The 13,632-nt window shown below is 38.1% G+C and carries 13 protein-coding genes; all 13 read left to right on the forward strand.

Annotation, left to right across the window (positions count from 1 at the left end):
- The first annotated feature begins 25 nt into the window (after positions 1–25).
- The 13 genes from AC3ANL_RS12815 (at position 26) to otnK (ending at position 13,614) form a co-directional block, all read left to right on the forward strand.
- Complete coding sequence (locus AC3ANL_RS12815; protein ID WP_488329582.1) at positions 26–712, forward strand: FadR/GntR family transcriptional regulator; 687 nt, start codon at positions 26–28, stop codon at positions 710–712.
- A gap of 521 nt (positions 713–1,233) precedes the next feature.
- The gene (locus AC3ANL_RS12820; protein ID WP_488329583.1) at positions 1,234–2,259 is read left to right on the forward strand and encodes a LacI family DNA-binding transcriptional regulator; all 1,026 of its coding nucleotides are present in this window, start codon (positions 1,234–1,236) and stop codon (positions 2,257–2,259) included.
- 480 nt (positions 2,260–2,739) lie between these two features.
- On the forward strand, positions 2,740–3,516 hold the full coding sequence (locus AC3ANL_RS12825; protein ID WP_488329584.1) for an MBL fold metallo-hydrolase: 777 nt from the start codon (positions 2,740–2,742) through the stop codon (positions 3,514–3,516).
- Between the two features lie 222 nt (positions 3,517–3,738).
- A complete protein-coding gene (locus AC3ANL_RS12830; RefSeq protein ID WP_488329585.1) occupies positions 3,739–4,548 on the forward strand; it encodes an SDR family NAD(P)-dependent oxidoreductase in 810 nt (269 codons plus the stop codon).
- A gap of 175 nt (positions 4,549–4,723) precedes the next feature.
- Positions 4,724–5,551 (forward strand): BtpA/SgcQ family protein, encoded by an 828-nt coding sequence (locus tag AC3ANL_RS12835; protein ID WP_488329586.1) that lies wholly within the window; start codon positions 4,724–4,726, stop codon positions 5,549–5,551.
- Positions 5,552–5,733: 182 nt separating this feature from the next.
- Entirely contained in the window at positions 5,734–6,690 is a 957-nt protein-coding gene (locus AC3ANL_RS12840; RefSeq protein ID WP_488329587.1) for a nucleoside hydrolase, read from the forward strand.
- A gap of 646 nt (positions 6,691–7,336) precedes the next feature.
- Positions 7,337–7,936 (forward strand): ECF transporter S component, encoded by a 600-nt coding sequence (locus tag AC3ANL_RS12845; RefSeq protein ID WP_488329588.1) that lies wholly within the window; start codon positions 7,337–7,339, stop codon positions 7,934–7,936.
- Between the two features lie 212 nt (positions 7,937–8,148).
- A complete protein-coding gene (locus AC3ANL_RS12850) occupies positions 8,149–8,898 on the forward strand; it encodes an energy-coupling factor transporter transmembrane component T family protein (protein WP_488329589.1) in 750 nt (249 codons plus the stop codon).
- The gene (locus AC3ANL_RS12855; protein ID WP_488329590.1) at positions 8,895–9,755 is read left to right on the forward strand and encodes an energy-coupling factor ABC transporter ATP-binding protein; all 861 of its coding nucleotides are present in this window, start codon (positions 8,895–8,897) and stop codon (positions 9,753–9,755) included. The genes AC3ANL_RS12850 and AC3ANL_RS12855 overlap by 4 nt, the downstream gene beginning before the upstream one ends.
- Entirely contained in the window at positions 9,755–10,564 is an 810-nt protein-coding gene (locus AC3ANL_RS12860) for an energy-coupling factor ABC transporter ATP-binding protein (protein WP_488329591.1), read from the forward strand. Before AC3ANL_RS12855 ends, AC3ANL_RS12860 begins: the two co-directional genes overlap by 1 nt.
- A gap of 70 nt (positions 10,565–10,634) precedes the next feature.
- The gene (locus AC3ANL_RS12865) at positions 10,635–11,306 is read left to right on the forward strand and encodes an aspartate/glutamate racemase family protein (protein ID WP_488329592.1); all 672 of its coding nucleotides are present in this window, start codon (positions 10,635–10,637) and stop codon (positions 11,304–11,306) included.
- Between the two features lie 94 nt (positions 11,307–11,400).
- A complete protein-coding gene (locus AC3ANL_RS12870; protein WP_488329593.1) occupies positions 11,401–12,321 on the forward strand; it encodes an NAD(P)-dependent oxidoreductase in 921 nt (306 codons plus the stop codon).
- Positions 12,322–12,384: 63 nt separating this feature from the next.
- On the forward strand, positions 12,385–13,614 hold the full coding sequence (gene otnK / locus AC3ANL_RS12875) for a 3-oxo-tetronate kinase (RefSeq protein WP_488329594.1): 1,230 nt from the start codon (positions 12,385–12,387) through the stop codon (positions 13,612–13,614).
- Positions 13,615–13,632: the final 18 nt, after the last annotated feature.

Here is a 13,632-nt window from a genome sequence, read left to right on the forward strand (position 1 = left end):
CGTTCAACAAGGAAATAATACAAAATTGGCTAATTTAATTGCAGAAGAGTTAAAGACGATGATTTTTGAACAAAAAATAGAACCAAACTCACGTTTTCTCTCAGATCGTGAAATAGTAGAAAAATGGTCGTGCAGCCGTGCAACAGCGAGAGAAGCTTTACTATTGTTGGAGTTTGAAGGACTAATTGTTTCCAAAAAAGGTGTAGGTGGAGGTGTTTTTGTTAGTGAACCTAACACATCTCAAATTATACGTACTTTTTCCTCGATGATGAATTTTAATACAATTGATTTATCGGAACTAATGGAAACACAGATTGCTTTGGAAACAATTTGTGCAGGATTAGCTGCACAGCATGCTACCAAGGAAGATATTGATTATATTGAAGAAATAAAAGAGGATTTAGAAATTGCTTTAAGGTATAAGAATAAAAGAGAAAGCATTGAAGAGAAAAACTTCGAGTTTCACATGGCAATCGTAATGGCTACACATAATCGTGTCTTAATGCTGCTAATGAAGGTATTAGAACCATTCATTTATGAAAATACCTTTCGCTCTGAAATTTCAGAAAGAGATCGAGAAGGAATTATATTAGCGCATCAAAGGATATTTGATGCTATTGCTCAACATGATTCGGATACAGCAATGAAGAGAATTAGAAAACACCTAAGTGAATTTCAAAAAGTTGTTGTGAATCAGAAAAGTTCTAATTAAAAGATCAGTAAGAACTCAAGGGTCAGACCCCCGATGTGCTAACACTTTAGCGCGCTGGGGGTCTGACCCTTTTTACGTCTAACTCAGGAATGGTTGATAATATCTTATATCGTTGTTGCATTAAACCCCTTGTTAAAACAATTCTTTGGCTGCCTGTAGGATTAAATTCTTTCTTTCTTCTCGATGGTGATTTTTGAAATAACTATATAATAACGAACCTCTACTGAATAAATGTTATTTTTTTATCATAATAATTACTACTGATTGTCCGAAACCAATGCTGGAGGGACTGGATCGAATAATATTAAAGCCTTGCAAAATGTTGTTTTACTTTCCTGGTCAAATAAAATGAAAATATGGGGAAGTACCCTATAATCATACGGTAGCTGAAAGAAATAAGAAGTCAAAAGCTGCGTCAAATAGCCGATTTAGTAAGCCACCCTTGTCCGGGAGGAAATCAACTAATTTTGTAGAATGATAACAATAACAAAATCTGGAAACGTTTCTATAAGGATGTGAATATGATGGCAACCATAAAGGATGTCGCTAGGGAAGCTAAAGTATCAATTTCTACTGTATCGAGAGTACTGAATATGAGTGGGTATACAAGTGAAAAAACGAGAGAAAAAGTCCTTAATGCAGTAAAAAAGCTAGATTATAATGGGAATTTAGTTGCTGCTGCAATGATCAAGAAACAAACTTTAACCCTTGGTTTAATCATACCCGATATTAAAAATATTTTTCATTCGGATCTGACCAGAGCAGTAGAAGATGGAGCAAATAGCCATGGGTTTAACATTTTTTTATGCAATACTGATAACAATTCACAAAAAGAAGCAGAGTATATACACCTATTGATTGCAAAGGGAGTCGATGGGATCATTTTTTCATCTCCTGATGTTAAGACCAATACGATAAAAGAAGTAAGGGCAAAATTTCCAGAACTTCCTATTGTTATTATAGGAAGTAAATTCCAGAACTTAACTGTTAATGAAATATTAGTTGATAATTTTGATGGCGGGTATAAAGCGACAAGTCATCTCCTGGAATTAGGGCATAAAGATATTGCATTTATTTCTGGGGGAGATGATTCTTATTCATCTGTTCAAAGGCATAAAGGATACAAAGTTGCATTGAATGAAAGTGGTGTTCCTATTAATGATGATTTTGTTATTTTTGACAGATTTTATATTGAAAGTGGATATAAGAATGCATTGAATTTATTAAAAGAAAACAAAAGACCTACAGCAATATTTGCTGGAAACGACAGTATTGCTGTAGGGATTTATAAAGCTGCAAGGGAGCTTAATATAAAAATTCCCGAACAATTATCAGTGGTTGGTTTTGATAATTCCCAATATGCAGAAATTTTGTTTCCTATGCTGACAACGATCCATACACCTATTAAAGAAATGGGAAAAAGGGCTATTGAAATCATTGTTAAATCAATTAAGGAAAAGCAAATAATTAAAGAAACGCTTGTGTTTTATCCAACACTTATTGAAAGGGAATCAACTATGGCGGTCAATAGTAAGAAACGAGTTTAGAATCCGAATATAGATGATTCTGAATCTCTGCAATATTAATTTGGGAATTCTATAAAAAATATTTCTATGAATTTTTGAACAACTATTGAATATAAATTGTTATAAGTTATGGAAACGTTTCCACTTATTTTAATCATCTTATCAATGTTTAAAATATTGGAAACGTTTTCGTTTTTCTTCATCTTATTGCTGTGGAGATCTATAAAGTGAAAGCGAGTTGAAAGAGAATCATCTATGGTGGCTCATAGAAGTAAAGAATCTACAAAATTTTTTTCAGAACTTTCATAAAATTAATTTGAGAATTCTATAAAAAAATATTTCTATGAATTTTTGTAAAACTCCTGAATATAATTGTAACAGAATATGGAAACGTTTCCACTTATCTAAAAATTTAAACAATTGATAAAATAATTTATTCTAATTTCATTTGCTAGCTTTTCAAGAATCGAAACTTTAGTACTAAGGTGAAAGGTGATAGTTATGTTTGACTACAACATATTTATCCAAGGATTTCCCGGAAAGTCCTCAACTCACGGAGGGCTAGGATGGAGTACGGTCACCTTGTTATCCCAAAATGACCAGAACATCATTATAGATGTCGGGAGCTTTGGAATCAGGCCACTTTTATTAAAGAAGCTGCGTGATAAAGGTTTATCTCCTAATGACATATCAATGGTTTTATTGACTCATACGCATTGGGATCATTGTGTAAATTGGACTTTGTTTCCTAACGCGACCATTGTAGTAGGTCGAGTAGATATGAATTGGGCTTTAAATGAACCACCTGGAGGATGGCATGTACCTGAACTGTATGTAAAGGAATTAAATTGTTCCCCACAAATTAGGTTAGTAGACCATCTCGATGAAGTGGCGCCTGGTATTGTTGCTCATCAAACGAAAGGTCATACACCAGGTCACATGGCGTACAGTGTCAACAATGGTGATTATGATTTGTTATTTAGTGGGGATGCAGCTAAAAACAGGGTTGAACTTATAACATACCATGTAGACATGACGTTAAATCTATCAGAAAGCCAAAATTCAATTCATTACTTATGGAGTTTGTGGAAAAAAAAGACAGGGAGTATATTGGTGCCTGGACACGATATACCTATGAAACTTGTAAACGGAAAGCCAGTGTATCTCCATAAAAGAGAAGCCGATTTACAATATTGGTTTGCTGATGTGTTGGAAGATTATACCACTTTAGATTTAGGAGAGGAATCAGTGTTCACTAACAATGGAAAATATGAATAACTGGTTTCTTAAAGATTCAAAGGGGGTGATTAGACGCATTAATCTGAAATCCTCTAGCAAATGGGATAAAAAGCTTACATAATTTGATTCTTGTAAGTTAGCAGATTAGCGTTTAATAAAGTCAAAAGAAGTAGAGATTATGGTGAATCAAGTATATTGTTTGTCAACCATACTTTGCCCAAATACATTAATTATTGAAATTAGATGGAGTGTGAATACAAATTGACTGGTAGATTAAAGCAGCGTGTTATCGTGACCGGTGGATCAAAGGGACTCGGCCGAGGTATCGCCTTAGCTTTCGCTGAGATTGGCGCGTCGGTAGTCATCGCCGATGTTGATACTAGCACCGGTGAGAAATGTGTGCAGGAGATCGTAGATTTAGGAGGTGAAGGCCTTTTCGTATACACGGATGTCTCGTCAAGCGACGATGTAAATAGGCTATTTGAGAAATCACGCGAATTCCAAGGCGGTATAGATGTACTAGTTAACAATGCCGGTATTGCCCACGGCCCACTCTCGGAAAAACATTTTCTAAAAACTGACTACGCTATGTGGGAGAACCTTATAAAAATTCATTTAAATGGTCTTTACCTCTGTAGCCAGATGGCGGCAAAAGCTATGGTTCACCAAGGTAAAGGTGGGGTCATCATCAATATGAGTTCGGGAGGTGCTACACGCGCACATCGAAATCGCGTCGCTTACGATGCCACGAAAGGTGCGATCGAAGCCGCTACCCGAGCGATGGCACTCGATCTGGCTCCATGGAAAATCCGGGTTAATGCTGTGATGCCAGGTGCCATCTGGGTTGAAAACCGTAGCGCTGTTGGAGAAGAGACCTCGCCGGATGATCTCATCCCACTGGGAAGACTCGGAATGCCCCAAGATGTTGCGCAGAGTGTTCGTTTCTTAGCTTCGCAGGAAGCTTCATACATCACGGGCCATGTACTAGCCGTCGATGGTGGGCTGACTGCGCAGCTTCGTCCGCCAAGTATGGATGCGGATGTTGCCCTTCCTATCGACGAGATCGAATAAGGAATGGTTCAACCGGGATTCTAGGATGAATGTATGCTGATATAAAACTCAAATGGGTTCATAGAATTTCACGGCAGAGTATCAAACAGATGATTGCATAATGGTAATCAAAAAAAATAGAGAGCAGAAGTCAACCATGTTAAATATAAGATAAAAAAATAAGGAGGAATTTGTTATGAAAACTTCATTTACAGATATTTTCGGTGTAGAAAAACCAGTACTGGGTATGGTTCATTTACTACCTCTCCCTGGGTCACCCCTTTATGATGGAAAGCTAGATCAAGTATTAGAAGCCGCCATCCGCGATGCGAAAAGCCTGGAAAAGGGTGGAGCCAGTTCCGTTATGGTAGAAAACTTTAACGATTATCCGTTTTACCCTGAAACGGAAGAACCTGAAACAGTGGCAGCGATGACATTGATTGCCCACGAAATTCGTCGGGAAGTGAAGCTTCCTATGGGGATTAATATACTAAGAAACTCTTGGAAGTCTGCGCTAGCGGTTGCTGGAACAGTCGGGGCTGATTATATTAGACTCAATGTCCTTACGGATGCCTACGTGACCGACCAAGGTCTTATCAACGGTACAGCGCACTTAGTAGCGAGATATCGAAAATTTCTTGGTTTGGAGAATAAGGTTAAGATCTTTGCTGACATTCAAACAAAACATGCGGCTCCTTTGGCGGCCCGACCTATCGATGTCTTGGCGCGGGATACGGCCTATCGTGGGATGGCGGACGCAATTATTCTTGCCGGTGCGGAATCGGCTCAACCTCCTTCAGTTGAGAATTTAAAGGCGGTAAGGCTTGCAGTCCCTGATGTTCCTATCATTATCGGCAGTGGAATGAAAGTCGAGACTGCCAATCTTCTCAAATATGCGGATGGAGCGGTCTTTGGTTATGGCGCCAAGATTGACGATATCATGACAAATCCGGTTGACGAAGAGAAAACACGACGGTTTTGCGAGGGTGTAGACAGAGAAAGAACCTCTATCTTGGTGAAGTAGCACGAATGAACTCTCATCTTTAATAGAATCAGAGTATCGGATGCTAAGGGGGCGATTTGGCCCCTTTACATACCGAAACCTTTTTTCCAAAGAGGGATTGGTGAGTATGCATCTCACGATATTTTTTCTATAAAAGGCGCGGTAAATTTAAAATTTTAATTTTTAGAGGAGGAGTTGAAATTATGGTTGAACGAGTGATTATCGACACTGATCCGGGTGTCGACGACCTTGCGGCAATCTATCTTGCGCTCGCGTCCCCGGAGCTCCATGTCGAAGCTTTGACGACAGTGTATGGAAATATCGAGGTTGAAACCTCGACAAAGAATGCATTGTCTTTACTTGAATTAGCCGGTAGAAAGGATATTCCTGTTTATCGAGGAGTTGGCAAACCTCTCATACGTCAACCATACTTTGCTAAGCACATTCACGGCAATAACGGTTTCGGTGGCGTCCTCGCCCCCGAACCCACCGTATCAGAGGAGAAGAATTATGCAGCATTGGAGATCGTGAGGCGCTGTAACGAGGCACCGAATGAAATCACCATTATAGCGTTAGGTCCTGTAACCAACGTGGCGCTCGCCCTCACCATCGACCCTGGTCTCGCTAAGAACGTTAAAAGAATCATCGTCATGGGCGGTGCAGTCCGTTGTGCTGGAAACGTTTCCCCTGTGGCGTCCTTTAATCTAGCTAGTGATCCGGAAGCTGCACGGGTAATGTACGAGTCCGGTGCGCCAATCGTTCAGGTTGGGCTCGATGTATGTAGAAAGGTGAGAATTTCACAAGAAAATCTTGATCGTATCAGGGTATCGGGTACTCGTCCGGGTGCTTTCCTCCTAGAGGCAACCGAATTTCGGCGGAAGGCATACATCTCTTCTCTGCAAACCCCAGAAACGGAGACAGGTGTCTATTACAACGATGTGCCTGCCGTGGCCTATGCGCTTTGGCCAGAACTCTTTGAGGTGCAGCGTGCCTTTGTTTCGATTGAGACGGCGGGGGTGCTGACAGCTGGTCAGACCGTCGCAGAGTTTACAGGGCAGTGGGGTAATCCAGAACCCAATACCTCAATCCTCATGGGGGTTGATGGTGAAAGTTTAGCTAAACGGTTTGCCAATCGCATTTCTACCTTAGAAGCACAATAGGTCGTTCTTTTATAAATACAGGTGATTCTAGATAAATAAAAGAAGCGATTAGGAAAATACTATACTATTCGTCTTTATTCATTTTTTAGTCTGCAAAGGGGTGGCATTATGGTAACACTAATTAAAAGTGCCACTATTATCACGATGGACGATAAAGTAGGCACTATCCAGGGCAAATGTAAAGAGGAAACTTGATGACGCCACTCCAATAACAGTCCAAGAAATGAAAGCGTTTTATAAATCTCTTTTTACCCAAACAATTATCTGCCTTGGCTGTAAATGCAGATCCCATATCCCAACTTGTGTATTACGAGAATGGTAGTTCGATAGAATCGGTAATGGTCAAAGGAAAATGGGTTCTTAATAATCGCAAAATAGTAACTTTCGATGAAGAGGCGGTCCTGCAATCCGTTAACGACAGATATGTGTCCCTTATTGAAAAAAGTCGATTAAGCCTTCAGTTGGCCGAGGAGTATGAACCATACTTTACCAAAATGTATAATAAAATGCATCACAATTTGGTGGAGAAAGAAATATAATAATAGATTTGCTGAGAGCATATATTTGATAGAAGGCCTATGAAAAAGGTAGACGCAAGTAACTGGGTTTTATCTCTGTAAAACTATTTCTAAAAGGGGGAAGAAGTATGAAAGGGATAAAAAAGGATTTTACACTTACAGCCATTTTGCTCATTCCTATTGGTGTCGCAGTCAATGTGGTTGCTGGAGAACTGGTCGAATTGTTAAAGATACCTCTCTTCTTAAATCAAATTGGCACGATGATTGTCGCGATGGTAGCCGGTCCATGGGTTGGAGCAGTAACAGGAGCGGTCTCAAAACTAATTTTTGGGATATTTAACCCTACTCAGTTAGCGTTTATGCCGGTTGCTATGGCTTCTGGAATTGTAGTAGGTCTCCTAGCAAAGAAGCGGATGACAACAAAAGCTTGGAAGGTTGCGATTACTGGTTTTATTGTGGCACTTGTTGCGATACTAATCGCGACTCCGACAACTGTTATTGTATTTGGTGGAGCATCAGGAACTGGATCAGATGCATTAACTGCAATTATCTTAGCTTCAGGAAAAGAAATTTGGACAGCGGTCATTACTCAAAAGATATTTGTTGAAAGTATCGATAAAATCCTTTCTATATTGGTTGCCTATATGATTGTTCGGAAGATGTCAGATCAATACCTTGCTAAACAAAATTATGGATACTTATATATTAATAATAAAAAGGAAGGTTAATAGAATAATATAGTAATACGTAATATGTAAAAATATGGATAACATTGCGGACAGTATGTTACTACTGCACCACTCACGCCGGTATGTAGTGTTTCTGCTATCCGCATGTATTTTAGGAACATTGAGAGGTATGAGAGTTTTTCACCCTATTTTTTCGCCTTCGAGTGCAGCGGGAAAAAATGAACCTAAAAAATGAAATGGGAGATACACAAATGAAAAAACTAAGAACCTTTATTTTAAATCTATATCCAACTACGAAATTTTTGTGTGCATTATTCTTGATGATAACTCCATTACTATTACCAGGTTATTTATATTCATATTTGCTCCCCGTGTTGTGCTTAGTCATTGCCATGATAGCTGGAAAAACAAAGCTTTTTATAGACATAGTCTTTAAGGGATTACTTTCGATTGTTATCATGATTTTTCTTTTGCAATCATTCTTCTATCCTGGAGATACAATATTATGGTCATGGAGTATATTCTCAATTAAACAAGAAGGAATTGACTTTAGTTTACAATTAACTTCCAAAATCTTAGCGGTAGGATCAGCAATTGTTTTATTTTTCCAAATTACAAAAATAAATGATTTAACCCGTTCTTTAGAATTATTAGGGGTTTCGCCCAAAGCTACCTATGTGCTTTCATCCGCACTTACTATTATTCCGGAGATGAGGCTGCATTTGTTTAGAATTATGGATGCACAAAGAACGCGCGGTGTTGAAACAGAAGGGAATCTCAGAATTCGTATGAAAGCATTTATACCAGCATTAACCCCTCTAATTTTATCGTCGTTTTCAAGCACAGATGAGAAAGCTATAACGTTAGAATCAAGGGCTTTTACCGCCCGAACCAAAAAGACTAGTTTACATCAATTAGAAAAGACGAAGAGTGATTCATTAGTAAGGGCCATACTATTGCTTTTATTCGTTTCCATCATGATCTGGAGGTTTTTCTTATGAATGGAATAATGATAAAGAATCTATCATACAAGTACCCTACAAGTAGAGATGAGGTTTTGCATAATATTAATCTTGAGATTGAAAATGGAAAGTTATATGCCTTTGTCGGTGTCAATGGCGGGGGAAAAACAACACTTTGTAATGTTATTCGAGGTTTTATCCCACATTTTTTTAAGGGAGAAATCAGTGGTGAAGTGCTGATAGACGGTAAGGATGTTCGTGATTGGGATACAAGTGATCTTGCGCAGAAGGTGGGTTTTGTCTTTCAAAATCCTTTTACCCAGATTAGCGGAGTGAAGGAAACCGTTTTTGATGAAATTGCGTTTGGCCTCGAGAATTTAGGGGTTGAAGTCAGTGTTATTAAACAGAAAGTCCAAGACATCATTAGCTTGCTTGGTATTGAGTATATACAACACAAAAATCCCAATGAACTTTCAGGCGGACAAAAACAAAGAGTGGCTCTAGCATCGATTATCGTGATGGAGCCGGATATTCTTATTTTTGATGAACCGACATCACAATTGGATCCCCAGGGTACGGAGGAAATATTTAAAGCAATCGATATTATGAAGAATAAAGGAAAAACAATTATATTAGTAGAGCATAAAATAGAATTAATTGCGGAATATGCAGATTATGTCATCGTTCTTCAGGATGGACAGATTATGAGACAAGGAAGAACAGAAGATGTGCTTTCTAAAGAAGATACACAGGACTTTGGAATAGGGTTAACCCAGTATACTCTATTAGATTTACAAATGAGGAAACACAATATGAATACTGAAAGAATTCCAATTACTGAAGAAGAATCTGTTCAAGTGATGAAACAATGGATGGCATTACAAGGGGTGAAATGATGAGTTTTTTAACATTAAATGACGTTACTTATTGTTATCCTAATGGTTTTACAGCAGTTGAAAATGTCAACATGTCTTTCGAAAAGGGAGAATCGGTAGCCATTATTGGACAAAATGGGGCTGGGAAAACTACAACAGTGAAAATGATGAATGGATTGTTAAAGCCGACACTAGGTGATGTCATGATTGATGGCTTAAATACAAAAGATTATACAACGGCTCAGATATCTAAAAAGGTAGGTTATGTTTTTCAAAACCCGGATGATCAAATTTTTCATGAAAATGTAAAAAGCGAAATAAGGTTTGGTCCTAAAAACCTTGGATTCTCCGAAATGAAGATTGAAGAAAACGTAATGAAGGCAGCAGAATTGACAGGAATTGTGCCATTATTAGATATACATCCGTATAATTTGCCTTATTCCCTGAAGAAATTTGTCACCATTGCCTCGGTGATTGCCATGGAAACAGATACGATTATCTTAGATGAGCCAACAGCTGGTCAAGACTCTCAATCAATTAAAAGATTAGGTTCCATTATTAAATCATTAATTCAAGAAGGGAAAACCATTATTACCATTACACATGATATGGAATTTGTTGTTAATAATTTTGAACGTGTCATCGTGATGGCAAATAAGAGAGTGGTTGCGGATAAACACAAGCAAGAAATATTCTGGGATTTTGGAATTTTGGAAGAAGCAATGCTAAAACAGCCTCATATCAGTCGATTAAGCCATTCACTAGATTTTAATGAAAAAATATTAGATATAGATCAAATGATAGATGTACTAAAAAAAGGTCAGTTGTAAGGTAAAGGTTCCTTTATAAACTGGGATTTTATGAAACTCTCTAACTACTAAAAAATAGAGGAGAATAGCGATGAAAATTGGAATTATTCATGCAACGTGTAATGCTGTGCCACCTTTAAATGCAGCTTTCAAACAGCTCGCACCAGAAGTAACGGTTTTAAATTTTGTTGATGAAAATATTCAGTACTATGCAAACCAAATTAATGGGATTGATGATAAATTATATCGAGATTTTGTCCATATTGCGAGTAAAGCACAGGAAGCTGGAGTTGATGCAATCATTGTAGCATGCACCGTGTTGACACCCATTGTAGATTCTGTGAAGCCATTTATTTCAGTACCGATCTTTGCAATTGATCGCCCTATGTTAGAAAAGGCAGTTCATCATTATAGTAAAGTAGGCGTTGTTGCAACAAATGCTCCATCCGGACCAGCAACAAAAGCCCAGTTAGAGAAGATAGCCAAAGGGTGGGGGAAAGAAGTTGAAGTAGATACACAAATTATTACGCAGGCTATGACTGAATTGAAAGCAGGAAATGAGGAAGAACATAATCGTCTTAATTGTCTTGCAGCAGCGGAATTGAAAAAAAGAGGATGCGAAGTGATTATTCTTGCACAGATTACACAGGCATCTGCAGAAAAGGAAACCAATACCGTAGGACTACCAGTGTTGACTAGTCCAAAAGAAGCGGTAAAAGCGGTAATCAGTGAATTAGAATGTAAAAAAGTAAATAATCGGTAAAACAAAAAGAGATTTAATAGATTGAAATAATCATCGACTGTGCGTATTTCGATTAAGGTCCATGAAATAATTTACAAAAAAGGAGAGTTTTTCAATGAAAGTAAGTTATATAGGATTAGGCGTAATGGGTATGGGTATGGCATTAAATCTTGCAAAGGGTGAAATCGAAGGTGAGTTTGATTATCTTGTTTGTGATGCAAATCCGATTGCCTTAGAACCATTCAAGGAAAAAGGCATTAGAACCACAAGGAATACGACAGATACAGTAGATAGTGATTATATATTTCTCTGTCTGCCAGACTTAGAGATTGTAAAAGAAGTTGTAGTAGGAGAAAACGGTCTATTAAAGCAGATGAAACAAGGTCAGACGATTGTAGACTTTAGCACAATTAGTTATTTAGGTGCAATCGATATTGCAGAAACCTGTAGAGCGAAAGGAATTGAATATCTGGATTGTCCTATTTCTGGTCAACATGCAAAAAGTATGGAAGGAACACTTAGTATTATGTGTGGTGGGAATGAGGAATTATTTAACACAGTAAAACCTATGCTCGATAGAATGGGGACACAGGTACTCTATATGGGTGAGAACGGGGCTGGGCAGCTTACGAAGATGATTAATAACTGCGCATTAAATATTTGTTGTGCAAGCTTTAGTGAACTATTACCGGTTGGTGTTAAACTTGGTTTAGATCCGGAAAAGCTTGGTGACGTTTTAATGACTGCTACAGGAGCAAGTTTTGCTTCAAAAACATTGATTCCTAAGGTATTGGAAGGGAATTTCGAACATGGATTTTCACTTGAAAGAGCATATAAAGATATGCAGAGTATGTATGAAGTATTAGTGAAATACCAGATTCCCCTGCCAACATTAAACGGGACAATGCAAACCTATCAACTAGCATTACATAATGGCCAAGGTGATTACTACAAGCATGCGATGATTTGTTACTATGAGGATTTGCTAGGTGTAAAGGTTCGTAAAAAAGGCTTTGAAGAAAGTCCAATCGATTAAATAATAATCGTTTTTTTGATTGTGTGAATGTTTGATAAAACCTTAATAAAAGGGGTGAATCTAGTGCGCGTTGGTTGTATTGCAGATGATTTTACCGGTGCTAGTGACATCGCTTCATTTTTTGTAAAAGGTGGACTTAGTACTGTTTTATACAATGGAGTACCTAAAGTTGAAGAGCGTCCACAGGCAGAGGTATGTGTAATTGCGTTAAAAACCCGTACACAGGATCCAAAAGACGCTGTCAAAGATTCCCTCGAGGCAATAAGCTGGTTAAAAGAGCAAGGTGCACAACAGTTTTATATAAAATATTGCTCTACATTTGATTCTACACCTGAGGGGAATATTGGACCAATATGTGATGCAGTAATGAAAGAGCTAGATGTTCCTTATACGATTCTTTGTCCTGCGCTTCCGGTAAATGGGCGTACCGTTAAAGAAGGATGCTTATATGTAAATGGAGTTCCCTTGAATGAGAGCCCCATGAAGGATCATCCGCTTACACCAATGTGGGATTGCGATTTAGTTCGTTTGATGAATGCACAAAGCAAATTCCCTAGTGTAAAATTGTCAGATTCTCTCAAAAAGGAAGAAGTAGATGAATTTATTGAGAGAATGAAAAGAAAGCATTCACAATTTTATATAATACCAGATTACGAGAAAAAAGAAGATGCCCAAAAGTTAGTCCAGTTATTTGGAAATCTGAAACTTATTACTGGCGGTAGTGGTCTAGCATACCCATTGGCGAAAATGTTTAGGAAAAATGCGGAAAAAAATGGATTTGAGCGATCTGAGTCACCTGCGTTGTTATTAGCAGGGAGTTGCAGTGAAGCGACTCGAAATCAGATTTTAGAATACCAAAAACATGGTGGTAAAACGTATTTTATGGATCCTATGAAATTAATTACAGGTGAAGAATCAGTAGAGAAAATTTGGGATGTGATTTCTCAAAACAAAGAAAAACCGATATTAGTATATAGCAGCGACACACCTGAGAATGTGAAACGGATTCAAAAACAAGGTAAAGATGAGGTTGCCGAAAAGTTAGAAAAAGCAACTGCAGATTTAGCAGAACTTGCTGTTCAAGAAGGGTTCCACAGAATCATTGTGGCTGGCGGAGAAACGAGTGGAGCTGTAGCAAAAAGACTACGATACAACGGATACCATATTGGAGAGAGTATCGCAGCTGGAGTACCCATCATGATACCTATAGAGGATCATCGAATTCGAATGGTGTTTAAAAGTGGAAACTTTGGAAAATCTGATTTTTTCCTACGCGCTTTATCTTTAACATAATAGAGAGAAGTGGTAAGT

It is taken from the genome of Neobacillus sp. DHD-1R (assembly GCF_057747995.1).

What these genes read in the sequence shown, in the direction of transcription:
- AC3ANL_RS12840 (WP_488329587.1), top strand. Translation starts at nt 5,734, where the DNA reads ATGGTTGAACGAGTGATTATCGACACTGATCCGGGTGTCGACGACCTT.
- AC3ANL_RS12850 (WP_488329589.1), top strand. Translation starts at nt 8,149, where the DNA reads ATGAAAAAACTAAGAACCTTTATTTTAAATCTATATCCAACTACGAAA.
- AC3ANL_RS12855 (WP_488329590.1), top strand. Translation starts at nt 8,895, where the DNA reads ATGAATGGAATAATGATAAAGAATCTATCATACAAGTACCCTACAAGT.
- AC3ANL_RS12860 (WP_488329591.1), top strand. Translation starts at nt 9,755, where the DNA reads ATGAGTTTTTTAACATTAAATGACGTTACTTATTGTTATCCTAATGGT.
- AC3ANL_RS12870 (WP_488329593.1), top strand. Translation starts at nt 11,401, where the DNA reads ATGAAAGTAAGTTATATAGGATTAGGCGTAATGGGTATGGGTATGGCA.
- AC3ANL_RS12865 (WP_488329592.1), top strand. Translation starts at nt 10,635, where the DNA reads ATGAAAATTGGAATTATTCATGCAACGTGTAATGCTGTGCCACCTTTA.
- AC3ANL_RS12835 (WP_488329586.1), top strand. Translation starts at nt 4,724, where the DNA reads ATGAAAACTTCATTTACAGATATTTTCGGTGTAGAAAAACCAGTACTG.
- AC3ANL_RS12820 (WP_488329583.1), top strand. Translation starts at nt 1,234, where the DNA reads ATGATGGCAACCATAAAGGATGTCGCTAGGGAAGCTAAAGTATCAATT.
- AC3ANL_RS12845 (WP_488329588.1), top strand. Translation starts at nt 7,337, where the DNA reads ATGAAAGGGATAAAAAAGGATTTTACACTTACAGCCATTTTGCTCATT.
- AC3ANL_RS12825 (WP_488329584.1), top strand. Translation starts at nt 2,740, where the DNA reads ATGTTTGACTACAACATATTTATCCAAGGATTTCCCGGAAAGTCCTCA.